Below are 22,330 nucleotides of genomic sequence, written 5' to 3'. Positions count from 1 at the left end.
GGCCCGCCACGGCAACCCAGCTAACTAGCGGGAATAGCGCAGTGCCACTTGTAGCCTGCGCCAATCCTGCGGCGCCAGCATATCCTTGGCCAACACCAAACGGAGCCGGCGCCCAGCCCTGTCCCGACCATTAATCACCACCAACCAAGACCACAACACCAGCTCATTTACAAACTGGAATTCGCGACGATCTGCGCCATCAGGGTGCCAAAACCACCTTCGCTCACAGGTCGATAAATGGCCGCTCACAGTTTTCACCCGGCGCCACTCTATCCCGGCGTAAACCACAACAAAAAGGCTCGCCAGCCCTGATAACACTAAAGGCAGGTTACACAACCAGAGTAGTAAGATCGCCAGGAAGGTGATCAGCAAAAGGAGCAAATGCAAAAGAAAGGAAGGCGCAACGACGCAACTTAAGCGGGCGCTGCGCTCATAAAGCGGGGGTGTCGAGCTATTCCTGGAGTCCGGTGTTGTCACGGATGATCTGTACTATACGCTTCAAGTCCGGGTCAGCCGGATCTTCTCGACGCAAGAACCAGGCGAACAGATCCTGATCCTGCTCATCAAGCAGGCGGATATAGCGCTGCTGATCCTCTGGCTCCAGGGTCTCGTAAACATTATCCAGAAACGGCAGCAAAACCAGATCCAATTCCAACATGCCACGGCGACTGGCCCAAAACAGGCGGTTGCGATCCATACTTCTTTCCAACCAGATAAAAAGCGCAGTATACCCCCTGCTCCACCAAACTTGAAAAGGGCGCGAAGGACCCCCAAATAAAGCCCCGAATACAAATGCAGGTGGCAGGATTATGGATCAGCAACAGTGGCAGGATTTTCTCAGCAACGAGGGCGCCATTTGGGAGGGCAGCAAAGCTCACTTCCCTCTCACCAGTCGCGAAGACCCTCAGAGTTTGCACCTGCTGGACCTGGGCCCAATCGGAGCTATTTCCATTACCGGACCCGACAGCCAGAAGTTCTTACAGGGGCAGCTCACCTGTGACTTGATCAACCTTCCCGATGAACACAGCACCCTGGGCGCTCACTGCAACCCCAAGGGGCGTATGATCAGTGCTTTTAGTGCACTGAAACTTTCGCAAAGTGAGTTCATCTTCCGGCTGCCAAAGAATTTGGCCCCCATCGCCCAGCAAGCGCTAGCCAAGTACGCCGTCTTTTTCAAAACAGAGCTGCACGACATCAGTGATGAAACCCACTGGTTAGGCCTGCAGGGGCGCGATGTGGCAGAGCGCACCTCCAAACTGCTGGGCTTCGAGCAACCCTCTGTCGGCGAGGTGAAGCTATTTGACTTCGAAGGAGAGCGCTGCATTGCCCAATGTATTACCGACCTGCAGCTAGCCATCCTGGTACCCACCAGCAAGGTCCAGCAACTGTGGCAAAAGCTATCACCAGAGTGTGAAGCTACCGGCTATGACTGCTGGCAAATGCGCCAAATTGAAGCCGGCATCCCCCAGGTGGACGCCGCCACTACAGAGATGTTTATCCCGCAGATGACCAACCTGCACCTGCTCGGTGGCGTGAGCTTTAAAAAAGGCTGCTATACCGGCCAGGAAGTAATTGCCCGTATGCAATTCCGCGGCGCCGCCAAACGTCGCCTTTACCGGGCCAGCTGCGCTTCGGGGGATCTCCCTGAATCGGGCATGGAGATCTTTGGAGATGGAAAGCAAAGCGTTGGCAATCTGGTGGAAGCCTGCCATAGCAAAGAAGGCGTTCAGCTACTCGCCGTACTCACCATCGCCAAAGTGGCCGCAGGTGAATCCTTACACCTGAAAGATGGCCGCACTTTGGATATCGAGGAACTCCCCTACGATGCAGACGCCGATCCGCTAGCCTAAACAGGAAAATTACTTTTAATCAAAAAGGCGGCTTTTTAGTCGCCTTTTTTGTTTATGATTTAACAACCAGAAAAAACCTCTGAAAAGTAAAAAGATTTGCACCACTCAAAACGCAGCTTACTACCGCTACTATATTTATGGATATTTCCCTGGGCTTCAAAATTTCAGCTAAATAAAGCAGTAGAGGGAGGCAATATTGAAGGAGTTAGACCAACTAATTGTCGTTCTTGAATGCTGTATTATTCTGGCAGGCTTTGCTGCAATAGTTGGCACGCTCCAACCCAGAAAAGGCAGAAATCTTGGCAAAGGAAGAATTGTATCCCTCGCGATGATTATTTATATCAGTTTGATCAACGCATTACTGGCTGCCTTCACCCTGACTCTATCCAATTTTGATCTCGCTGATCGCACCCTGTGGTCAGTAAGCAGTTTTGCCATGAGTGTGGCTACGTCGTTTTCTATCGGCTACCTATGGATAAAGAAACGACTCAAATCTGTTTCAATTGTTGCCAAGGTTACCTATTTCCTTCTTTTCGGCATTGCCGGCTCAGTAGTTATTATCAATATCATGAATGCGCTAGGGATCGTTTTCAACAGGGAGTATGGACCGTATTTTTTATCCTTTGTTTGCAACCTATTTGTCGTCGGTTATGCATTTTCAAGACTGCTTATGCGCCCATTATGGGTAGCTGTTAAAGAAAATGAACTAGGCCGAACCGACAAGGAGAAAACGGCGGCGTCCGGCTGATTTTCAGCTAAAAGTGTGGCGTCAACCATTGGACACTTACACCTAACAACAATTATTAACCACATAGCAAGCGGGTTAAAATAAAGCTAATTGTGAGACGGGAAACAACTTACCAGCTCTCCATTTCACTCATATACTGTTATCAACTTTCCTATTTAACCTTTCTGCTTGGGACAATAGCGGAAGATGGAAAAACTGTCGGTACAAATCGATCAATTACTTGTCATTATTGAAATATCCATAGTGCTGGCAGGGTTTGCGGCAATGGTTGCCACTTTTCAGTCAAGGAGAATAGAGAGTATCTCTAGGGGTCATGTGGTGTCCCTGGCCATGATTGTCTATATCAGCCTATTCAGCGCACTGCTCGCCGCCTTTTCTTTGGCACTTTTGAACTTCCGTATCGATGCTGGCTATGTTTGGTCTACAAGCAGCTCCTTGATGGGAATAGCCACCACAGGCTTTATTGTCTATCTGTGGAAAAAAAGACACTTCAAATTTGTGTCTATTGTAATGAAAGTTACCTACTATGGGCTTTTCAGTATCGCTTCATCGGTAGTTATCGTCAGCACACTCAACGCTACTGGCATATTTTTCGAAAGAGAGTTTGGCCCTTATTTTTTAGCCTATATCTGTAACTTATTTTTTGTCGGCTTCGCGTTTGCCCGGCTATTAATGCGACCTCTTTGGAAGGCCGTTGAAACCAAAAAGAGGCACCCTGTGAAGGGTCGCCAATCTTAAATAGATAGGATTATTAGCCAAGCAATATATACCACCCAAGTGGAAACCCTCTTCGAATTACTCAATCCATATATTATTAATCAAACTTTAGCCACCAAGCTTATTAGGCCAAATCAATCTCCACCCATAAAATACTAATTTTTCTATTTACAATCCGGGAGAGCTGAAAATTCCGCCTTCTTTGACTCATACCACTTCTGCATTGATTCAGGATCTTTCATCAAATCCTGCATTTTTTTCATAGCTTGCAAGTGCTGTGCATCATTTTTTCGATACATCTCGATTCCGTGCATCTTGCTAAGCTCCGCCACCTCTTCAAAGTTATTCCCACGAAACTCCACATCGCAGGCGCCTCCCAACTCCTTGCAGGTCATCATTTTCATAGCAATTCCACCTTAGATTTCACAACTGATACTTTATCGGACAGATAAATAACTTCAAAAGAGCCAAAAATAGATAATAGCTCTGATTGGCTTTCAAGCCTCGATAGATTTCCATCGCAAAACACTGCCAAAGCAGAGAATTGACGCATATAACCACTAAAAAATAGAAAGATTCTTTATCTGGAAGCCAAGAGAAGGATAACAGGAATAGAATTTTTGGCTCTCTGGATAAATACAAACCCGGATAGATAATACCTATCCGGGGCAAGCCACTAAATCTCCACAGCAATCCGCTTCAATTGACCCGCCTCTGGCAAAGCCCACTCAATAGGCTTTTCTCCACGCTGTTGCAACCAGTGATTTGCCTGGGAAAAAGGACGGGTTCCAAAGAAACCCCGGTGCGCAGATAGAGGGGAGGGGTGTGGAGCACGCAACACTAAATGCTTATTGCGGTCGATAAAGCCTCCCTTCTTTTGCGCATAGCTCCCCCAAAGAACAAAGACTAACCCTTCACGCTGTTCCGCTAGCTTATGAATCGCCGCATCCGTAAATTGCTCCCAACCCTGCCCTTGGTGGGCGCCGGCCTTGCTGTCCTCAACAGTAAGGGTGGCATTTAGCAAAAGCACGCCCTGCTCTGCCCATGGTTGCAGGCAACCGTGGTGTGCAGGAGGAATACCCATATCGGAGTGCAACTCTTTAAAAATATTTTGCAGCGATGGGGGAATGCGTACTCCCGGCATCACAGAAAAACACAGGCCATGGGCTTGGCCAACGCCATGGTATGGGTCCTGACCCAGGATAACGACTTTTACCTGATCAAAAGGTGTGGAGTTAAAGGCATTAAAGATCTGGCCACCGGCTGGGTAGATCTTCTTGCCGGCAGCCTTCTCCCCCTTTAAAAACTGACGCAATTGGGCCATGTAGGGTTGGTCAAACTCCCCGCCCAAAACATCGTACCAAGAGGGGTGGATCTTTATTTTGTCCGGAACCGGCATTCTTAAACCTTCAATATCTTTTTAACATAGTGTTGTAACTCGGGCACAACTTCCTCCTCAAACCAGGGCCTGCGACGCAACCACAGGGTGTTGCGCGGGCTTGGATGCGGCAAGGGAAAGTATCCCGCTGGCAGTACATCGCGGTAATGTCGAACATTCTCGGTAATACTGCCATACCAGTGCGGGAGGTAATGGCGCTGCGCGTATTGTCCCACCAACAGCGACAGTTGCAAGTTGGGTAATTGTGCCATTAGGCGCTGATGCCAGGTGGCGGCACACTCGGGTCGCGGCGGCAGGTCACCGCCCTTGCCGCGCCCAGGGTAACAGAAGCCCATGGGAATAATGGCAATCTGGGACTCGTCGTAAAAGGTGTTCCTATCAATCGCCAGCCAATCTCGCAAGCGATCTCCTGAGGGATCATTCCAGGGAATACTGGTCGCGTGGACCTTGGTGCCCGGGGCTTGGCCGACGATCAATAGGCGTGCAGACGCTGCAGCCCTCAAGACTGGGTTCGGCCCCAGAGGAAGCTGTTCTTCACAGAGGCGACAAGCCCGTATTTCCTCCAGCAGTGCCGGTAACTTCTCAACTACCACCTACTATATGCCCCTATTGTTTACCGTCGGGGAAAGCCAAATGTAACAACCGCGCGCGGCGATCCTGGGGATCACGGGCACGACTGATATTATTGTTATTGAAAACCACAAATATCCCCTGGTTATTTACAGCAACTCCAGACCCCACTCCCCCCAACCGCGACACTTCATAGGCGTGCTCCGGGGATTCTTCAATCTCACGGTAAACCAAGCACCATTCAGCTTGCAAGCTCGGCAGAGCTCTTCTACATACCGCATATGCGTTGCTTTCAAGAGTAAAAAGAGCGCCGTCATGATAATCAAGTCCTCTCAGATTCTCCGGGTGGTCTCCAAAATCCAGCCCCACTACAGAAGGCAAGGAGAAAACTTGAAACTCTCCTATATTTCCCACCTTTAACAATCCCCTGGGTTCCCGCTCTAAAGCTACCCACAAGTCATCGCCAACCTCAACTATCCCCTCCCCGCCATTATTGTATCTCAGCGAATAACCCAGGTGTTCTATTGCTGATGACCACTTGTTATTAATCCAGCGTGAACTCCTATCTGTGTCCACTTCTGCTATTCGATTGTGGCGTTCACTCAATAAAAATGTACCGTCGTCTCTACAACATATTCCACCAAAACGCATTGCGGATTTAGGCCGCAATAAATCCATAACAAAATGAGAAACATTATCGGCTACTCCCCTTTTGGGCGGAGGCAGGCCGCTAACTTTCAGGTATTTTTCTAATGTCGCACTCTGACCGTGTAAATTGATTCTATATATTTTTTCCGATTCTTTAGGAGAGATCGTTATTAATTGGCCACAAAAACTCAAACCAGATAGACCTACACCCGAGCTGTTATCTATCCAGTAATCAGCAATATCTTTAGCCAAAAAAATCTCAGCAGCCATTCCCACGGATGCTAAAAATATGAAATTAATTGCGAGGAAAACTGTCTTGATCATTACATTCCCCATTAAACACAACCCAACTATTCGAACCCCAATAATAGAAAGTCTCTATTGGTATTTAGTTAGATTGATCTGGTAGAGCCAGATGTAACAAGAGTGCTCTGCGATCCTGAGGGTCGTGAATACGGCTGATATTATCATTGTCAAACACAATAAAAACGCCCCGCTCTCCAATAGCCAAACCATCTCCCTTGCCACCGGTCCGCGATACCTCGTAGCCGAGTTCAGAGGAGTTTTCATGTTCCCAGTAATCCAGACACCACTCAGCTTTCAAGCTGGGTAATTCCCTGCGGCAAACTGCATAGGCATTAGGTTCCAGGGTCCACAAAGCCCCATCATAGTAATAGAGGCCTGCCATATTTTCCGACTCATCACGAAAATCCAGCCCTTTTACTGGCGGCGGTGTAAAAATCTGTACACTTCCCTTGGGACCGAGTTTTACCAGGGCACGGGGATCCCGCTCTATAGCCATCCAAAAGTCATCGCCTACCTTCTGTAGCCCTACACCGGAGAGATTGTAACCGTGCATATAGCCTTGGGCTTTAGCCGTGGCCGACCACATATTTTCTAGCCAGTGCCCCTTTCCCTCCATATTTATTTCGGCTATGCGGTTGTAACGTTCACTCAACAAATAGAATTTATCATCGGCACAGGTGATGGCTTCAAAATCCATCGCTGCAGCTGGGCGAGTAAGTTCCAGTAGAAAATACCATAAATTAGTAGGCCTATCTTTTTTCGGAACCCGGAGCCCAGCCAGCTTGATATAAGGCTCCAAGGTTGCACTCCTATCTCCCAATACTATCTGGTAGATCTCCCTGGATTGCTTATCCGACACCGTAACCATTTTTCCATCGCAAAAACTCAATCCAGATATGCTTAACCCGGCACTATCATCCACCCAGTAATGAGCTATTTTTTTGGCGGGAATAATTTCAGCTGCCAGCCCCATGGATGACAAGAGCGCACATACGATAGTTAAAAAAATACGCTTAATCACGATCCTTCCAATTTATCGCCAAAGTGATTTAAGAACCGGGAGATTCCCTGCGGCCAACAGACACTACCAAGCTGTAAGGTCCCAATAGCTATTGGTACACAGCATAGTTACCCCAATTGCTCTAAACAATTTTAGCGCTAGTGACTAGAAGATATTTTAAAAATGGAGGGAGTTGTTGAACGGGAGAGAACTAAAGGGATGGGATTAGCGCCGACTCTCGGGAAGTACGGCGCCAGACAGAGTCAATTATTGCTGCCTACTGGCCTCATCTGGCATTGCCAGATGCAACAACAGCGCGCGCTTGTCGTCAGGCGCCAGGGCACGGCCGATATTATTGTTGTCGAGGATAACGAAAATACCCTGCTCTCCAACTGCCAGCCCCTCGCCCTTTCCATAGCGGGTTTCTTCATAAACCCGCTCGGGAGATTCTTCAAGGGCGCGATAATCCAGGCACCACTCGGCTTCCAGGCTAGGAAGTGCCCTGCGGCACACGGCGTGGGCGTTGCGCTCCAAGGTAAAGAGTGCGCCGTCGTGGTAATCCAATCCCGCCAAGTCCTCTGAACGGCCAGCAAAATCCAGGCCATCTACTTGAGGCAGAGTCAGTGTGCTGGCCTCGCCATCTGCATTAAGCCTCAACAAACCACGGGGTTCGCGCTCCATGGCTATCCAGAAAGTATCGTCGGCTTTCACCAACCCCTCGCTGGAAGCATTGGTCTTCTGTAGAAACCCCTGGGACCTGGCTAATGCCGACCAGCTATGCTCCTGCCAGCGTGCATTTCCCTCGATATCTACGATGGCAATACGGTTGTAATGCTCACTGACCAGATAGACCTGGCCATCGCTACAGGTAACACCTTCAAAGTCCAGATCTCCTGCCGGGCGGAACAACTCCTTGAAGCCTTCCCAAGCACTGACAGGCTCATCCTGCTCCGGTATCCCAAGGCCGCTTAAGCGAAGATGCGATACCAGGTCGGCACTGCCATCGCGAAGTTCAAGCGTGTAGATCTCTTCAGAATTCTTATCGGAGACTGCCAGCAGATCTCCAGAACAGAAACTTAAGCCGGAAATATCCAGGCCTGCACTACTATCAACCCAATAGCTGGCCAGCAACCTAGCCGGGGTAATTTCTGCGGCTATCGCCAGTGGCGACAACAGCACGGATAGAACACTGAAGAGAGTACGCTTGATCACTGCAAAACCAACTAATCGCGGAAGTTATTAAACTGCAATGGCTGTTCCAGCTCTTTACCGCGTAACAAGGCGATCACCTGCTGCAAGTCATCGCGCTTCTTGCCAGTAACACGCACCTGCTCACCCTGAATGGCAGCCTGCACCTTGAGCTTTTCATCTTTGATCAGCTTAACAATCTTTTTTGACAGTTCTTTGTCAAGGCCATTTTTCAGGGTCACGTCCAATTTGACCTGCTTGCCGGATTGCTCTTTATCACCTACATCCATCGCCAGTGGATCGATATCGCATTTGATCAGTGCGCCGCGCAGCATATCCACCATCTGGTCTACCTGCATGTCCACTTCAGCGCGAACTACCAGGGAGAACTCACTCATCTCCACTTCCGCATCCACACCTTTAAAGTCGAAGCGGTTGGTAATAGTGCGATTCACCTGATCCACAGCGTTGGTGAGTTGGTGCTTATCCACTTCAGATACAATGTCAAAAGAAGGCATTAAGTTGTCTGCTCCTATTTCCAGGTTTCCGGAGTAATCTCCGCGTTGTTGTCACTATCAGCGAGCCAGATATGACCATCCTGAATGGTTGCACTCAGGTCCATATTACGCTCAGCCATAGCCGCCAATTGCTCAGTGGCATCAGCGGCTAAATGGTAGACGGTAAGGTTATCAAAGCGCTCCAATTGGCTGGCCTGTTTCTGCCACCAGATTGGTGCTGCACGGCGCCCGTAACTGTATACGATAACGCGCTTCGAGCGGTTGCAGGCTTTGCGAATTCGTTCCTCAGTGGGCAGCCCCACTTCGATCCAGAGATCGATTTCACCGCTCAGGTTTTTTTGCCAGAGATCCGCTTCCTCATCGGAGGACAATCCCCGGGTAAACTCCAGCGTTTCCGCCGCATTGTGAGCAAAAGCCAGTAGGCGCACCATCATACGCTCATCTGTTTCCGAAGGATGTCGCGCCAAAGTGAGCGGATGTTCGGCGTAATAATCCCTGTCCATATCGGATATCTGGACTTTGGCCTTAAATATTGTTGCTTTTAACGCCATTTTGGCTCCATGGTGATGCCTTCTCCAGCGCTAGGAGTCAGGCGGACTATTCTTGATGGGTTCACGTGAGAATAAGGATATTCCGCATGACCTCTGCGCTCCCCAGCGGCTGGCCCTTTTGGCAGAGCTCACTGCTACTGCTGCTGGCAACCACCCTCAGCGGCTGTGGTGTCAACAATATCCCAACCTATGACGAGCAGGTTAAAGCCACCTGGGCCCAGGTTCAAAACCAATACCAGCGCCGTGCCGATCTGGTTCCCAATCTGGTGCAAACCGTAAAAGCTTACGCATCCCACGAACGGGAAACCCTACAAGCCGTCACCGAGGCCAGGACCAAAGTCAGCTCTCTCCAGGTTGACGGCAACCTTCTCAATGACCCAGCCAAGCTGCAACAGTTCGAAGCAGCACAAGGCCAGTTAACCAGCGCGCTATCCCGCCTTATGTTGGTGGTAGAGCGATACCCCGACCTCAAAGCCAACCAGAACTTCCTCACACTGCAATCTCAGTTAGAGGGCACCGAAAACCGCATCAGTGTCGCGCGCCGGGATTATATCCAGGCTGTAGAGCGCTACAACCGCGAGATTCGCACTTTTCCAGGAAGAATCTGGCATGCCGTGCTCTACAGGGATATGCCGCTTCGAGAAACTTTCGAAGCCACCAGTGAAGATGCCGATAAGGCACCTGAGGTCAACTTCCAATAGACAGGCGCCATCGACCCCAAAATGAACCGCCCCAGTCTTGCCATAACCATCCTGATTGCTCTGGTCTGCACCTTAGCAGCCTGGGCCGATGTACAGTTTCCAGCGCTTTCCGGCCGGGTAGTAGATCAGGGAGAGTTGTTAAAGGCCGATGAGAGATACCAACTTACTGAGTTGATACAGCAGTATGAGCGCGACAGCGACAATCAGCTGGTTGTAGCCACCATCCCCGAGCTTCAGGGCATCACTATAGAGGAGTATGCCAACCAACTGGCACGCAAGTGGAAGCTAGGAAAAAAAGACAAAGACAATGGAGTGCTTTTCCTGATTGCGCCCAATGATAGAAAGGTCCGTATCGAAGTAGGCTACGGCCTGGAAGGAGCCCTAACCGATGCACTGGCGGCAAATATTATCCAGACCAAAGTACTGCCAGAGTTTCGCAATGGCGATTTTAGCGGCGGAATCAATGCAGGGGTTCGATCAATTATCGCCGCGACGAAAAATGAATATGTCGCTGAATCCGTAGAAACCAAAGAGGAGCGTCGAATTGCTGTACTGGTCGGCCTGCTCCTTCTGCTGGTTATGCTACACCTCTTCGGCAGTGCCGCACTGGGTTCACCTGCACAGAGCCGCATTTTTAAGCGGGGGCGCTACGGCGGCTACTATGGTGGAGGTGGATTTGGCGGAAGTCTATCCGGCGGCAGCTCTGGGGGCGGGTTTAGCGGGGGCGGCGGAGGTTTTGGCGGAGGGGGCGCATCGGGAGGATGGTAATGCTCACCAATACTTATCAACGCCAGGTAGCAGAGGCAATCAAGGAAGTAGAGTCCCGCACCGACGCTGAAGTCATGGCTGTGGTCGCCAAGGAAGCGGACAACTACCTTTATATCTCTACTCTGTGGGCCGCATTCCTAACACTGTTAGTCTCCCCTCTGATCGAATTTCTGCCGTTCTGGATCAACCTTCAACAGGCGGTGACGCTTCAGTGGATTTTATTTATTGTCATGGCAGTAATATTCCGCTGGCGCCCCATCACCATGCGCCTGGTACCAAAGAAAATAAAATTCTGGCGAGCTTCAAACTTAGCTCGCAGGCAATTTCTGGAGCAGGATTTACACGCAACCAAGGATCGACTCGGGCTACTGATATTTGTTTCAGAAGCCGAACACTATGTAGAAATACTGGCCGACAGAGGCATTGCTCAACACATCACCAATGACAACTGGCAGAGAGTAGTGGAAAATTTTGTGCAACAAATCAAGCGGGGAAAAGCAGGAGAGGCATTACTAGTATGTATTGAGCAATGCGGAGATCTACTTCACGAAGCGATACCCACCAGCACCATTAAAGATGAACTGCCGAATCATCTAGTCGTCATCAATTAAATCCCCGTATCCCCCAAGACTGGCAACACCAACTTATTCAAGTCTCAAAACGAAACTTCACGCCATACCAACCTACCCTCATATTGTGACTTGAATCATCAACTAAGCTGCCTAAAGGCATAAAACCCATAAGTAAACTCTGTACAAGAAGATGATTCCGACTAAAACCCTATTGCAGCTTTTCAGTATTACTCTTCTGTTACTGGTATCTGGATTCAGTGCCGCTCTCTGGTCTCAAGAACTACAAAAGAAAAATACGACTTCGGCAATCGGGGACGGTTACTTCCCGGGCACTCGTATAGTCTCCCCTCGCCCAAAGCAAGCCACCACCTACTTCCTGCCGGCATTGGGTAACAGCGATAAATTAACATTTCATGTCGAGCATCAGTGCAGCAACCACATTGGCGATCTCGGCGCCCTCAGAGTGGAATGGGCCATCAGTAACCGGCAAGTGAATTTTCCGACTTGGGACCCCAGCAGTACCAAGCCGGAGTCCGAAAAGTTACCAGCTGACCCTGCTGAGGTTGTATTCGTACCCACTATTTATGGCGGAAAAGTAATTTATAAAAAGCTGACTGAGAAAATCTACGGGGAAGTCAATGCAACCTTCGGTACTGATCTTGAAGCACCAGACTAAATTAATCCCCCTTCAAAAATGAATAAGGTGCAACTGACAAACTCTACTCAAGCAACACATGACTCCCAAAGCGAAATTTTATTTATCATTCAACAAAATACTTATCAGCCTGGCCCTGATATTATTCAACAGTACATTATCAACAACCAGCAAGGCTGATTTCATCAGTTTAAGTGGCGCTGAGACCGCCAACAATATTGCGGAGATCGATATACAAAAAAATATCCTAAACATTAGATTCGAGATATCAGCAAGCGATGCCAAAATATTTTGGCCAGGAATTGAAGATACACCAGACATTTATCGACTGGCACAATCGGCAAAAACCCAACAATCTTTCGACTTTCAAGTACTCTCTGGAAATAAGAGCATTAAGCCCAAACTCATCTCAATTCGAGTAGCCCAGAGAAAACCTAGAATTTCCCCTTTTGCTGGGAAAACCGATCCCCGCACCGGCATAAAAATGCCGGATTTCCCGGCAGATAAAAAGATTCTTTTAACTCAGCTGAAATATCCAATCGGTGGACTTTCAGTCCTGCAACTAAAACCACCCATCGGTAGTGATAAGCAGGCATCCGTGACAATTGGCTTTACCAGTCGCCACGGGCAAACACCTATCAGCGGCTTTCACTACCTATCCCAAGCTGAACCACTCATTATCGACTGGAAAGACCCATGGAATACACATTTTAAGAACACCAATATTAGTCGGCGTAATCGCTACCCTCTAATGTCTTTCCTCTACGTAGAGCCCCGCCAGATACGCCATGAGATACTCGTGCGCACCAAGGACTTACTGGAGTGGACTAATCACCCTTTCGATGCCTGGCAACTATTAACACCAGAAAGTAAGGCCTTCCTGCACCACACAGTACGCAGCTATCTAAATAATAAAAATCCAACTTCTATTGATCAGTCGCCCTCACAGCCGAATAGCATTGAGACTGTTTTTCTTCGCGCAAATAATAGCGGGTACTCACAGATTTCAGAGAATGACACTATTGAAATGGGCTCAGTGATGATTGGCTACCGGGAAAAATTTTCCATCGATGCACTGCCCCAGAGTGTTACCGTAGACTGGAATCTATTCACCGATACGATCAACTCCGTTCCCACCCTAATTCAGGACCCCGCAGGCCCATTTCCCACCCATGTAATTCCCTCATTTCCTGATATTCAGTGGCACAACTACCTATACGATTACCGACCTCCAAATAGCGATCCACTTGTAATAGAAACCCCTAGCCTGGCGGTCCCTATGGCTATCCTATTTTCATTTCTTATTATTACGATAATTGTATTGACGCTATCCACAAAACACTCACTTATAGGCCGCAAGGGTTCAACTATTCTCTATACCGCCATAATAATCTCAGCTATCGCTTTGTACCTCAATCTTCCAGAAGAATACCGGGTAAACCTCCCAGGAACCGCTAAAAAACGGGACTTGGGCCAAGTAACAGAACAGCTACTGTTAAAAGTTGCAGCCGCATTTAAAGAGCCTCTACCGATCAATCTGGAATTAAAGCTAAAAAACCTGATTACCAAGGAAGGATTCGAAAGTACCTATTCAAATCTGGCACAAATTCATCGCCCCCAAACAACGAGTGGTGGCTTGGGATCAATCAGTGCTATTACAAATCTTAAAGTCGAGTACTCCAGCCAAATTAACCTGAATGGCAACAAAGGATTCCGGTTGATTACAAGTTGGCAGGCGGTAGTAGAGGACCGAAGCTGGGGACAGTTTGAACAAAGACCGCAAGAGACCCGGGCCAATATCGCAATTATCCAGTCTGATAACCACTGGAAAATCGCTGGATTTACTCCCCTATCCGTGCGGTAAGAATAAAATAGAGAAATAGTTAGGGCTATGAAAAACAGCACATACAAGTTCCCCGCAATATTTGTTCTATACCTCCTTATGTCCAGCCTCAGCGGGCAAGCACAAGCGCACTTTCTTCTTAACTTCAATGTACGGATTTTCCATATAGAGCACACAGCCAGTGGTGCCAACCTATATATGAGAGTGCCTATGCCCTATTTACTGGCAGATAAAACAAAAAAGGGTCGCGACCCCTATACTGGCAAACTCCCACAACCCGCGCCCTATACCAAAAACTCATTGGATCAAGGCGGCTTGGTCCATTATGTGGATTTTCAGCAGCTGGAGCTAGCGCCTCTAGGACTCGGTAATATTGCAGAGAGAGCCACTCTTCTCCGCAATACTGACAAGCAGATAAAAGGCGATGTAAAAGCCGTGCGCCTGTATCGGATAGGAAATGAACCAGGTTTTGCAACGCTGGAGGAGGCACAGCAGGCATTTTTGCACCAATACTTACCTGAAGATACCAATCAAAGGTTGTATGTGGGTGACACCTTGGTTGATATTCAGATCTTCTACCCTCTGGAAGCTCCCCTTGGAAAATACCAACTATCCAGCTCTCTTAACCCCGGCCTCCCCAACCAGGAAGACACCGCAAATCTGGTGCTGGATTACAACCCAGGTAAGACCCAGGTATTTCGCTCACGCGGTCTTATGCAAAAGCCACTACTGATTACCCACTCCTCAATAGACGCTGTGAAGACTTTTCTGGCGGAGGGCATCGCCCATATCCTGAAGGGGTTGGACCACGTGTTATTTGTACTCTGCCTAAGCCTCGGTGCACTCAGCCTACCGCTACTCTTGTGGCGCGCTACCGGCTTTACCATCGGTCACAGTATCACCCTCTCAGCCGGATTCTTTGGTTTTGTTCCCATAGTCAGCTGGTTCGTACCTATGGTAGAAACCGGTATCGCCCTATCCATAATCTATATGGCCTGGATATCACTACACAGGGAAGACACTAAGATCACAGGCAGCGAAAGTACAATTTTTATCGGAACCTGCATGCTCGGCCTACTCCACGGCCTGGGTTTTTCATTTGTATTACATGAAATACTCCAAGTTGATTCCCCGAATATCTGGCAAAGCCTCTTGGCCTTCAACCTGGGGGTAGAAGCCGGGCAAGTACTCATAATTCTTGCCATATGGCCCCTTGCCTATTTAGCCAGGCTGTGGAAAAAGGAATGGGAAATCCGGATACGTTATTCTGTTGCTGGACTCTGCAGCGCAATTGCTTTTATTTGGACATTAGATAGAGGATATGAGCTTGTTTCGGCAATTTTCTGAACAGGGGAATGAGTTATCTCTCTGGCTATTACAGCCGAGATAATACACCTAAAAATGCCTTGTATTCTCAAGCTCCAGAGACAAAACTCACTCCAAAATTAACCTCCCTGTCACTACACACGTAATAGTGAGTAAAAATACAAAGCGCAATAAATCAGGACGTTAAATAATTTAAGATCCAAACCCCTTCGGATGCTGCTTCCCGGCGTCACCTATTACCTCCCAAGAAGCCTTTGAGTCAACCCATAAATGATGAACCACTTTTAGATTTTCGTTACCATCCACCAAGCTTCCTGCAGGAATGTAAGTATTTAAAGAATCATTCTCTCCGGGCAGAGTCGAACCGCAAGTAGCGCAAAAATTTGTATGCCAATCATGTCCGGGCTTAGACCAGTACTTAAGGTTCTCCTTACCTTTAACCCAACTAAACTTCTCGGTAGGCACAATAGCTACAGTAATAGCGCCACTCCCTGTGGAACGACGACAAATTGAACAGTGGCACATATATAAATCTGTGAGGGATTCTTGTATCTCATAAGCTATCTCTCCACAATTGCATTCACCTTTAGTCAAAAAGACACTCCTTTTTTAGTAATAGAAAGATACAAAGCCCACATATCTGAGACATCTATATCACCTTGTATAGATTTTAACCGATCATGGAGCCCCAAAAGAGCATCTATTCGCACTGAACAATCCCTCCAGCTAATTTTAACTCCGGTATTAGCTATCTGTTCTACAACAAATGTCTCAGGCTGAACTTCCGCTCCAAATAGATAAAAGGTTATCAGAAAGAACAGGCTTTTGTGGTGCGCATATCTATTTGCACAAACCTTTATCTAACCTGATTTCTCTCAACATAGATTCAAGTTTTCGGTAGCAAGTGGCTAATAGAGGCTGAGTTGAGCAATATATAAAAGTGAGCGCCAGCACACTTAGTGTGGTACTCACTTTCTTACTTGGTGAAAGGATTCTATACAACTTAACAGATTACTGCGGGATCAACCGGGGCTTCATGTATCGTGAAGACCGGAAATATCATTAAAGAATTTAAATTTAGCAAAATAATGATAGATACAGAGAACTAGGCGTAGCTTAGTGTAAATTTTATTTAGGTCTAAGGGCCTCAATAAACTTCGCATCTACCCACATTATTTCAAAATTCGGTGGAGTACAACGCCGACAGTAGAAAAGGTATTTCCCATCAGGTGTTACATATCCACCACCATCTTCCCCCTCTGTATTGATCTTGTCACCGAAGTTAATAGCTGCGCCCCATGAGCCATCTTGTTGACGAAAACTGATGTACATATCGCTATCACCAAATCCACCCTCTCTTTCACTATCCCAGATAACATAGGACTCATCAGGGGCAATAAACGGATGAGCAGTCCACTTGCCTGTATTTATCTGCTCTCCAAAAGGTTTTGGCGCTTCACGCTTACCATCTAACAGACGCGAATAGCGAAGAATACCATCTCCATTTGAACCTACTTCATCAAATACAAAGGTTCCTTTTGCAGAAGCCGTAAGGCGCATGATACGAAAGTGTTCAAATAGTGGCCCCAGGCTTTTAGGTTCTGACCAACCATTGTCAGTGCGCTCTCTATATCGATTTCTAGAATACATTGTTTGACCATCAGGTGAGATAGAGCCACCCCAGGCCACTTCCGATTCATACCAACGATTACCCTCAAGCTTGAATACAACTTTCGAAGACTCGCCACTTTGGTGATATCTTCTTGTAACGTAGTACTCCTGCATATCAGGCGTGAAGTAGCCACCCCAATCCCGATACTCTTTCGAGGGGCTAGGGGTGAATAACTTTGGAGTTAACCCAGGAGGTTTCTGTCCAAGATAGGGTCCTTCAAGAACTTTAAGTGTATCCTGACTATAACTGTTAACACTCAGGGTTAGCAGTGAGAGTAGAGCCATTGAAATACAAAGGTGCCTCATGACATATCCTTGTTTAAATATGAAGTAATAAGCAGCCAATGTATCTATTCAGGCTTTATAACACCTGACGTCCATATGAATTTTGTCTGATTCTTGTGAGAAGAGGTGTGATCCGCCGACTATTTGTATGAAATATACACAAAAGCGACTCTATAGCGAAGGTTCGGACCTCCCTTTTGCCCTCCATATATACTGACCTTGCGGATCATTTAGTATTGCCAATCCACACTGAGCACTCAGTTACAGAGAGAGTTATCGGGACACGACGATCATAAATTTATAGATACACCCTCAGATATCCACCTATTCGCTGTAAGTAAATCCACAAGTCTGTCCAAAAGAATAGAGGATGATGGAAACTATGGAGTAACGAGCACTATTTTCTAATATCAATCGAATGATCAATTTTTATTCTGCGGGATTAAGATTGAGCGATACTATATCCCCTATGGCTGCTGCATTTTCTACCAGATAGACATCAATCTGGTAGAAAGTGCAGCTCAATTAGATACATTGCCTGAAATACACTTTCTTAGATCTCTACCGATTGAAGATAAGATATAGTCAAGCGTATTGATTGTCATAAGGAAGTCGTAATTAACACAGATTGATTTGTTCTAGGTTATATACAGCTAGCACCAAGTCCCTTAACAGCTTTCAACCAGGAACCCTGTTGATTCTTATCAGACATAATCATTGAACCAAATAAATTAACCTCTGCTTTCGAGAAACCGCAGTATTGAAGAGTAAATCGATCAAGCTGCTCTAATACTGGCTTTGCTTGTTCTTCTAAATATTCTGTAGGGGCGTCCATTGTCAAAATTATTCTTGATGTTTTGCCTTTAAGAAGCTGTATCGGTTCTGCACTACCACTCTCAAATTTAAAGGTAATTCCGGGAAGAAAAGATCGATCAATCAAGCCTTTGAGCTTTCCTGGCAATCCGCCCCACCAAATAGGCGACACCACAACAATATGCTGTGCCCATTTAAGAGCCTCTTGAAATTCAGATAGACAATCCTCCAATACTTGATAATCATCGTACCCAAACTCTAAATTCGAATTGAAGTCCATTTCCGACAGGTTATATCGCCGAACATTAGCCTGTCTCTTTGCTTCAGACTCATAGACATCGCTCAACTGCTTAACAAAACTGTTCTTCTTTGGATTGCCATTTAAAAGTAGGATATTTTTCATCTCGTCATACTATTGCTTAAAGACATGATGAAAAGTCTACCGTCTCCCCTTAAGGGGAAGGTCAAGGCTTTTATGACAGGAATCTATAGACGCAATACATTGATCAACCTTTTCAGCTTTATTAGAAAGTGATTCCAATTCAGCCTCAATTTTTCTTTTTACTTTCTTCAGAAAGACACTGATTCGAGCCCAATCAACCTCTCCATTATGGTACCGAATAACATCCTTTAACTCAGCCAAAGTCACCCCAAGTACTTTGGCTTCTGAGATCAAAGTAAGAATTTCAACATCTTCTGCCGTATAGACTCTATATCTGCCCTGCCTTTTAGGAACGGCAATGAGGCCTTTTTCCTCATAAAATCTTATCGCTTTTACAGTGAGATTCGTCCTTCTTGACACCTCTCCTATAAACATACAGACCTCCTACTTATGCTCAATTTCCCATTGAGATTACAGCCTATGAAAAATATTCATCACATGAAAGGAGCCTTCCATAAGTTTGGACCTTCACCAGCCCTTACGGGTGCCCCGTAGAACCCCATAAGAGCGGGAACTCACTTCTTACATTTTCATGCTTTCGGCATAAACATTACGTTGAAGAAAGTAAATACGCAATACCGCAAATTAAGAAGAAAAGGCCACCTGGTTTCCTGTAATCAATTCAGAGGGGGGAACCTACCTACGCAAATAAACTACTACTAATGGCAGTAACACCTCTATGCCGCCTCATACGCATCTGGCAAGTATGGCTAGTATCTGGACTACCTCTTACTTGATTTTCAATGGTCAGTGAGAATGTCTATTCAGAGGAACCTTAGAGACTGGTAAATTTTAATTAGAGGCACTCTACTGTATACCAAAAAGCTCTAGCTAAGTAAGTCTGGAGTTGTACCGCTCGCTTTAAGCATATGGCCTATCCCCATGTCTTTTTGTTTCAGGTTAACAAATAGCTTTGAAGTAAAAACACCAAAGGGCATTTGAGCTACACCAGTCTCTGTACCGGTCGGCGTAACAATGGCATAACTAGGTGTTTTATAAGGCTTAACCTTTTTACCTTTGGCTTGATTAATGATAACGCTCGCTAAGATGCCTCCTTGAACATTTGCTATATAGCCGTGCTTATTTTCATCCAGAGTAGAGCAATCACCTATCGCATAAAGGTTAGAATAACCCCTAACCCGCATATATTCGTCCACTTTAATTAATCCCATCTTATCTAACACACCGGGTAATTCTGTTTTTAGAAACTCGGTATTTGGCGACATACCTACACATTCATAAATCAAGTCTGCCTTGAAAGTTTCTTGAGTATTCATAGAACGGTAAATTGCACCTTCTTTAACTAACCGGGTATTGAGATGTACGCTAACACCCTTAGCCGTAAGCTGTTCTAGCGCCTTGTTCTGAGCTTTAGGCTTAAGATGGCCAAGTAGTACATCTTTAGAATGGACTAACGTCACGGTTTTATGGGGATAAGCGCTGCTAATTTCCCCGGCCAGCTCCACACCCACGGTACCGCCTCCTACAATCAAAACTGACTGAGATTTCGCCAGTATTTTTTGCTCATTCCGCATTTCTTGCTCACGCTCGGAAATCGTATAAGCTGATGTGGATTTAGCTATCGGCAAGGTTGGGTAACGACTGCCTGTCGCGATAACTGCCTGCTTAAAGTGGATCTCTAATCCATTTGATGACCTTGCTATCCGGTCATCCATGGAAACCACATCTGCTTGAACAAAATCGCTCTGAATAAAGTCACGATAATATTTACGTGGATTAGCAGTCAGTAAGTTAGGCGCTATCGCATTACGTAATGTGGCAAAGGTCACTTCAAAATGGTCCTTTCGGTCAACCAATACCACCTGCATACCCTGCTTAGCTAACTTTTGGGCCACAGAAACACCAGCAAAGCCTCCACCAACGATTAACACGTCTGTCCGTTTGATCATAACTCGCCTCAATATCGTTCAACTGTTCGGATAAAGCGCGACCGCTCGCAATGCCTCACGAACATGTCACTTTTGGATAAGGAGATAAGGATAAAGTTAGACTTAAGCTAATGATATTAACTATAATCTAAGCTCTTGTTAGCTTTTACCTAACAAGTTGGTTTAACTGATATCGGGTGATGATACTGCGCAGGCATGAAGTAAAAAGGTGTACGCAGACTCCCAGCTTCTGCTGGCAGAAGAAAAACAAATAGCTGGTTTACGTTACTCATTCAAAATGATCAGAGGTGTTGATGCTGTCCAGTTTGCAAGCACTGGCAAATGGTATCAAGTGCAGATTACTCATGTTGTCAGCACAACAGAAAAGATGCTTCATAAAAGAAAGCCAGTTAATGGCTATTTTCAGTTTAAGATCCTCAAATATGCTGCATCAGAAACTGACCTATATTTTCTCTAAGCTCACGCCACTATGACTTTGGAACAATTACGATATTTTAAGGCGATAGTTGAAGGTGGCTCGCTAAAAGCTGCTGCCCAAACACTTCACCGAACACAGCCCACTATAAGCGCCGCCATCAAGAAATTAGAGGCGGACCTCAATCTACAACTATTTGATCGGGACCAATACAGGAGCACACTCACAGCTGACGGCAAAGCCCTGTATGAACAATCCAAATATGTACTAGCTGAAGCCCACTCGTTTGAGAGCTTAGCTAAACAGCTAGTCGCAGGAGAAGAACTGGAAGTAGGTATTGCGTTTACTTCCGCCATACCAGTCGGCCCAATACTCAGCGCAATCCGTCAGTGCAAAATTGAGTACCCAAAAACACGCTTGGAGGTCTATTCCGAAAATGGCCTCGGGCCACTGGACTTATTGAAGGGAGGCCAGGTTTCCATAGCTATTATTCCGTGGACTGAAACTTACGACCAGCTTGAATCCATTCATCTAATGAATATGAAATTCATTTCTGTGATCGCTGGCGACTCTCCCCTACTTACCCAATACGATGAAGTCCCAAGGCAGATTATGCTACGCCATCCCCAGGTAATCATCAGTGGTAGGAAGTCATCCACTAAAACCTACGGGGTGCTTGAAGGGGGCGATCAATGGAAAGTCAACGATTTTCCGACTAAAAAAGAAATTATTCTTCAAGGTATGGGTTGGGGTACGCTACCAGAACATATGATAGAAGCGGAGCTTGAACAGGGCTTATTATCTCCCATTGCAGTGGAAGGGATCCCAAAACCGCAAGAACTGGAAGTACGCGTGGCAAGACAAGCTTCTAATCCAATGGGCCCCGTAGCAAGTTACCTTTGGCAATTATTCCTAAACCTTCAGGGTTTTCATTAGAAAACACTTACGATATTTCCACCAAAATCTTTCAGATTCTTTATGTTTAATACATAGATTCTAAGAGTTTGAAGCTGGCCTACCAGGTGTTTGTATTTTACGAGAGAAACTCTTTGGTTGAGCTTCATCACACTAGCGCATAGGTAAATAAAAGGCGCTTAAATTATCCTGTTAGAAACAATTAAGTTTGTTTCCATATCAAAGATGCGTAAAATCGATAGATCTCTATTAGTATTTTGTTATTTTTAGTTGGGCTTGTTTCGGCTCTCTCCTAAAGAGAAGTACCAGAATTTCCTAAACGATCTATTCCTTCAAGAGGAGAACGGTAGCGAGATATAAGAATAAGTAAAAGGCGCTGACCCAAGGTGCTACCAACACCCAGGGTCAGCTAACCAAATTGATACAGACACTATCAAAAGTCGAGTAGACCAAAGGAACTTCCCCTTCGACCTCTCACAGAACCGTACGTGAACCTCTCAATTCATACGGCTCTTCGTA

At 46.5% G+C, this 22,330-nt stretch carries 26 protein-coding genes; 11 read left to right on the top strand and 15 right to left on the bottom strand.

The annotated features are described in order from the left end of the window. Positions 1 to 24 precede the first annotated feature (24 nt). On the bottom strand, positions 25 to 477 hold the full coding sequence (locus ACJJI6_RS00760; protein ID WP_475712200.1) for a protein YgfX: 453 nt from the start codon (positions 475 to 477) through the stop codon (positions 25 to 27). Beyond that, complete coding sequence (locus tag ACJJI6_RS00755; protein WP_282931952.1) at positions 452 to 697, bottom strand: FAD assembly factor SdhE; 246 nt, start codon at positions 695 to 697, stop codon at positions 452 to 454. The genes ACJJI6_RS00760 and ACJJI6_RS00755 overlap by 26 nt, the downstream gene beginning before the upstream one ends. Positions 698 to 809: 112 nt before the next feature. Between ACJJI6_RS00755 and ygfZ the strand changes: the two genes are divergently transcribed. From ygfZ to ACJJI6_RS00740, 3 genes are all read left to right on the top strand, one after another. Further along, the gene (ygfZ, locus tag ACJJI6_RS00750) at positions 810 to 1,850 is read left to right on the top strand and encodes a CAF17-like 4Fe-4S cluster assembly/insertion protein YgfZ (RefSeq protein ID WP_444911214.1); all 1,041 of its coding nucleotides are present in this window, start codon (positions 810 to 812) and stop codon (positions 1,848 to 1,850) included. Between the two features lie 196 nt (positions 1,851 to 2,046). Beyond that, complete coding sequence (locus ACJJI6_RS00745; protein WP_282931950.1) at positions 2,047 to 2,598, top strand: hypothetical protein; 552 nt, start codon at positions 2,047 to 2,049, stop codon at positions 2,596 to 2,598. Positions 2,599 to 2,784: 186 nt separating this feature from the next. Then, a complete protein-coding gene (locus ACJJI6_RS00740; RefSeq protein ID WP_413662757.1) occupies positions 2,785 to 3,336 on the top strand; it encodes a hypothetical protein in 552 nt (183 codons plus the stop codon). Positions 3,337 to 3,479: 143 nt separating this feature from the next. Here ACJJI6_RS00740 and ACJJI6_RS00735 read toward each other — a convergent pair whose 3' ends face one another. The 8 genes from ACJJI6_RS00735 to ACJJI6_RS00700 form a co-directional block, all read right to left on the bottom strand. Then, entirely contained in the window at positions 3,480 to 3,719 is a 240-nt protein-coding gene (locus tag ACJJI6_RS00735; RefSeq protein ID WP_444925507.1) for a DUF1059 domain-containing protein, read from the bottom strand. A gap of 272 nt (positions 3,720 to 3,991) precedes the next feature. Beyond that, on the bottom strand, positions 3,992 to 4,714 hold the full coding sequence (gene ung, locus ACJJI6_RS00730) for a uracil-DNA glycosylase (protein WP_475712199.1): 723 nt from the start codon (positions 4,712 to 4,714) through the stop codon (positions 3,992 to 3,994). A gap of 2 nt (positions 4,715 to 4,716) precedes the next feature. Beyond that, positions 4,717 to 5,307: a uracil-DNA glycosylase family protein gene (locus tag ACJJI6_RS00725; RefSeq protein WP_475712198.1), complete on the bottom strand. Its 591-nt coding sequence runs from the start codon at positions 5,305 to 5,307 to the stop codon at positions 4,717 to 4,719. A gap of 13 nt (positions 5,308 to 5,320) precedes the next feature. Further along, entirely contained in the window at positions 5,321 to 6,256 is a 936-nt protein-coding gene (locus tag ACJJI6_RS00720) for an SdiA-regulated/phytase-like domain-containing protein (RefSeq protein ID WP_475712197.1), read from the bottom strand. Positions 6,257 to 6,320: 64 nt separating this feature from the next. After that, a complete protein-coding gene (locus ACJJI6_RS00715) occupies positions 6,321 to 7,259 on the bottom strand; it encodes a YjiK family protein (RefSeq protein WP_475712196.1) in 939 nt (312 codons plus the stop codon). A 246-nt stretch (positions 7,260 to 7,505) separates the two neighbouring features. Further along, positions 7,506 to 8,450 (bottom strand): esterase-like activity of phytase family protein, encoded by a 945-nt coding sequence (locus ACJJI6_RS00710; RefSeq protein WP_475712195.1) that lies wholly within the window; start codon positions 8,448 to 8,450, stop codon positions 7,506 to 7,508. Positions 8,451 to 8,461: 11 nt separating this feature from the next. Then, positions 8,462 to 8,944 carry a YajQ family cyclic di-GMP-binding protein gene (locus tag ACJJI6_RS00705; RefSeq protein ID WP_108733959.1) on the bottom strand — a complete coding sequence of 161 codons (483 nt, stop codon included), beginning with the start codon at positions 8,942 to 8,944 and terminating at the stop codon, positions 8,462 to 8,464. Between the two features lie 14 nt (positions 8,945 to 8,958). After that, on the bottom strand, positions 8,959 to 9,495 hold the full coding sequence (locus tag ACJJI6_RS00700) for a YaeQ family protein (RefSeq protein ID WP_282931942.1): 537 nt from the start codon (positions 9,493 to 9,495) through the stop codon (positions 8,959 to 8,961). A gap of 86 nt (positions 9,496 to 9,581) precedes the next feature. Between ACJJI6_RS00700 and ACJJI6_RS00695 the strand changes: the two genes are divergently transcribed. The 6 genes from ACJJI6_RS00695 (at position 9,582) to ACJJI6_RS00670 (ending at position 15,381) form a co-directional block, all read left to right on the top strand. Next, positions 9,582 to 10,196 (top strand): LemA family protein, encoded by a 615-nt coding sequence (locus tag ACJJI6_RS00695; RefSeq protein WP_475712194.1) that lies wholly within the window; start codon positions 9,582 to 9,584, stop codon positions 10,194 to 10,196. 21 nt (positions 10,197 to 10,217) lie between these two features. After that, entirely contained in the window at positions 10,218 to 10,964 is a 747-nt protein-coding gene (locus tag ACJJI6_RS00690; protein WP_475712193.1) for a TPM domain-containing protein, read from the top strand. Next, positions 10,964 to 11,575 (top strand): TPM domain-containing protein, encoded by a 612-nt coding sequence (locus tag ACJJI6_RS00685; protein ID WP_475712192.1) that lies wholly within the window; start codon positions 10,964 to 10,966, stop codon positions 11,573 to 11,575. The genes ACJJI6_RS00690 and ACJJI6_RS00685 overlap by 1 nt, the downstream gene beginning before the upstream one ends. Positions 11,576 to 11,726: 151 nt before the next feature. Continuing rightward, positions 11,727 to 12,212, top strand: coding sequence for a hypothetical protein (locus ACJJI6_RS00680; RefSeq protein ID WP_475712191.1), 486 nt, complete (start codon positions 11,727 to 11,729; stop codon positions 12,210 to 12,212). A 58-nt stretch (positions 12,213 to 12,270) separates the two neighbouring features. Further along, complete coding sequence (locus ACJJI6_RS00675) at positions 12,271 to 14,055, top strand: hypothetical protein (protein WP_475712190.1); 1,785 nt, start codon at positions 12,271 to 12,273, stop codon at positions 14,053 to 14,055. A gap of 27 nt (positions 14,056 to 14,082) precedes the next feature. Further along, positions 14,083 to 15,381: a HupE/UreJ family protein gene (locus ACJJI6_RS00670; protein WP_475712189.1), complete on the top strand. Its 1,299-nt coding sequence runs from the start codon at positions 14,083 to 14,085 to the stop codon at positions 15,379 to 15,381. A 171-nt stretch (positions 15,382 to 15,552) separates the two neighbouring features. Here the strand turns inward: ACJJI6_RS00670 and ACJJI6_RS00665 are convergent, their stop codons facing one another. The 5 genes from ACJJI6_RS00665 to ACJJI6_RS00645 form a co-directional block, all read right to left on the bottom strand. Next, entirely contained in the window at positions 15,553 to 15,954 is a 402-nt protein-coding gene (locus ACJJI6_RS00665; protein WP_413662774.1) for a GFA family protein, read from the bottom strand. Between the two features lie 534 nt (positions 15,955 to 16,488). Then, on the bottom strand, positions 16,489 to 17,337 hold the full coding sequence (locus ACJJI6_RS00660) for a TolB-like translocation protein (protein ID WP_475712188.1): 849 nt from the start codon (positions 17,335 to 17,337) through the stop codon (positions 16,489 to 16,491). Between the two features lie 622 nt (positions 17,338 to 17,959). Then, the gene (locus tag ACJJI6_RS00655) at positions 17,960 to 18,532 is read right to left on the bottom strand and encodes an NAD(P)H-dependent oxidoreductase (RefSeq protein WP_475712187.1); all 573 of its coding nucleotides are present in this window, start codon (positions 18,530 to 18,532) and stop codon (positions 17,960 to 17,962) included. 36 nt (positions 18,533 to 18,568) lie between these two features. Then, positions 18,569 to 18,946 carry a MerR family transcriptional regulator gene (locus ACJJI6_RS00650; RefSeq protein ID WP_475712186.1) on the bottom strand — a complete coding sequence of 126 codons (378 nt, stop codon included), beginning with the start codon at positions 18,944 to 18,946 and terminating at the stop codon, positions 18,569 to 18,571. Positions 18,947 to 19,398: 452 nt separating this feature from the next. Next, complete coding sequence (locus ACJJI6_RS00645) at positions 19,399 to 20,481, bottom strand: NAD(P)/FAD-dependent oxidoreductase (protein WP_475712185.1); 1,083 nt, start codon at positions 20,479 to 20,481, stop codon at positions 19,399 to 19,401. 208 nt (positions 20,482 to 20,689) lie between these two features. On the opposite strand from ACJJI6_RS00645, the gene ACJJI6_RS00640 reads away from it, so the two are divergent. Together ACJJI6_RS00640 and ACJJI6_RS00635 are read left to right on the top strand one after the other, a co-directional pair. Then, entirely contained in the window at positions 20,690 to 20,938 is a 249-nt protein-coding gene (locus ACJJI6_RS00640) for a hypothetical protein (protein WP_475712184.1), read from the top strand. 12 nt (positions 20,939 to 20,950) lie between these two features. Continuing rightward, positions 20,951 to 21,832 carry a LysR family transcriptional regulator gene (locus tag ACJJI6_RS00635; RefSeq protein WP_475712183.1) on the top strand — a complete coding sequence of 294 codons (882 nt, stop codon included), beginning with the start codon at positions 20,951 to 20,953 and terminating at the stop codon, positions 21,830 to 21,832. Positions 21,833 to 22,330: the final 498 nt, after the last annotated feature.

This window comes from Microbulbifer maximicatervae (SeqCode) (assembly GCF_056232625.1).
This window is presented reverse-complemented; position numbering and strand designations above follow the sequence as displayed.

What these genes read in the sequence shown, in the direction of transcription:
- ACJJI6_RS00755 (WP_282931952.1), bottom strand. Translation starts at nt 697, where the DNA reads ATGGATCGCAACCGCCTGTTTTGGGCCAGTCGCCGTGGCATGTTGGAA.
- ygfZ (WP_444911214.1), top strand. Translation starts at nt 810, where the DNA reads ATGGATCAGCAACAGTGGCAGGATTTTCTCAGCAACGAGGGCGCCATT.
- ACJJI6_RS00740 (WP_413662757.1), top strand. Translation starts at nt 2,785, where the DNA reads ATGGAAAAACTGTCGGTACAAATCGATCAATTACTTGTCATTATTGAA.
- ACJJI6_RS00735 (WP_444925507.1), bottom strand. Translation starts at nt 3,719, where the DNA reads ATGAAAATGATGACCTGCAAGGAGTTGGGAGGCGCCTGCGATGTGGAG.
- ung (WP_475712199.1), bottom strand. Translation starts at nt 4,714, where the DNA reads ATGCCGGTTCCGGACAAAATAAAGATCCACCCCTCTTGGTACGATGTT.
- ACJJI6_RS00720 (WP_475712197.1), bottom strand. Translation starts at nt 6,256, where the DNA reads ATGATCAAGACAGTTTTCCTCGCAATTAATTTCATATTTTTAGCATCC.
- ACJJI6_RS00705 (WP_108733959.1), bottom strand. Translation starts at nt 8,944, where the DNA reads ATGCCTTCTTTTGACATTGTATCTGAAGTGGATAAGCACCAACTCACC.
- ACJJI6_RS00700 (WP_282931942.1), bottom strand. Translation starts at nt 9,495, where the DNA reads ATGGCGTTAAAAGCAACAATATTTAAGGCCAAAGTCCAGATATCCGAT.
- ACJJI6_RS00695 (WP_475712194.1), top strand. Translation starts at nt 9,582, where the DNA reads ATGACCTCTGCGCTCCCCAGCGGCTGGCCCTTTTGGCAGAGCTCACTG.
- ACJJI6_RS00690 (WP_475712193.1), top strand. Translation starts at nt 10,218, where the DNA reads ATGAACCGCCCCAGTCTTGCCATAACCATCCTGATTGCTCTGGTCTGC.
- ACJJI6_RS00685 (WP_475712192.1), top strand. Translation starts at nt 10,964, where the DNA reads ATGCTCACCAATACTTATCAACGCCAGGTAGCAGAGGCAATCAAGGAA.
- ACJJI6_RS00680 (WP_475712191.1), top strand. Translation starts at nt 11,727, where the DNA reads ATGATTCCGACTAAAACCCTATTGCAGCTTTTCAGTATTACTCTTCTG.
- ACJJI6_RS00675 (WP_475712190.1), top strand. Translation starts at nt 12,271, where the DNA reads ATGACTCCCAAAGCGAAATTTTATTTATCATTCAACAAAATACTTATC.
- ACJJI6_RS00670 (WP_475712189.1), top strand. Translation starts at nt 14,083, where the DNA reads ATGAAAAACAGCACATACAAGTTCCCCGCAATATTTGTTCTATACCTC.
- ACJJI6_RS00660 (WP_475712188.1), bottom strand. Translation starts at nt 17,337, where the DNA reads ATGAGGCACCTTTGTATTTCAATGGCTCTACTCTCACTGCTAACCCTG.
- ACJJI6_RS00655 (WP_475712187.1), bottom strand. Translation starts at nt 18,532, where the DNA reads ATGAAAAATATCCTACTTTTAAATGGCAATCCAAAGAAGAACAGTTTT.
- ACJJI6_RS00650 (WP_475712186.1), bottom strand. Translation starts at nt 18,946, where the DNA reads ATGTTTATAGGAGAGGTGTCAAGAAGGACGAATCTCACTGTAAAAGCG.
- ACJJI6_RS00645 (WP_475712185.1), bottom strand. Translation starts at nt 20,481, where the DNA reads ATGATCAAACGGACAGACGTGTTAATCGTTGGTGGAGGCTTTGCTGGT.
- ACJJI6_RS00635 (WP_475712183.1), top strand. Translation starts at nt 20,951, where the DNA reads ATGACTTTGGAACAATTACGATATTTTAAGGCGATAGTTGAAGGTGGC.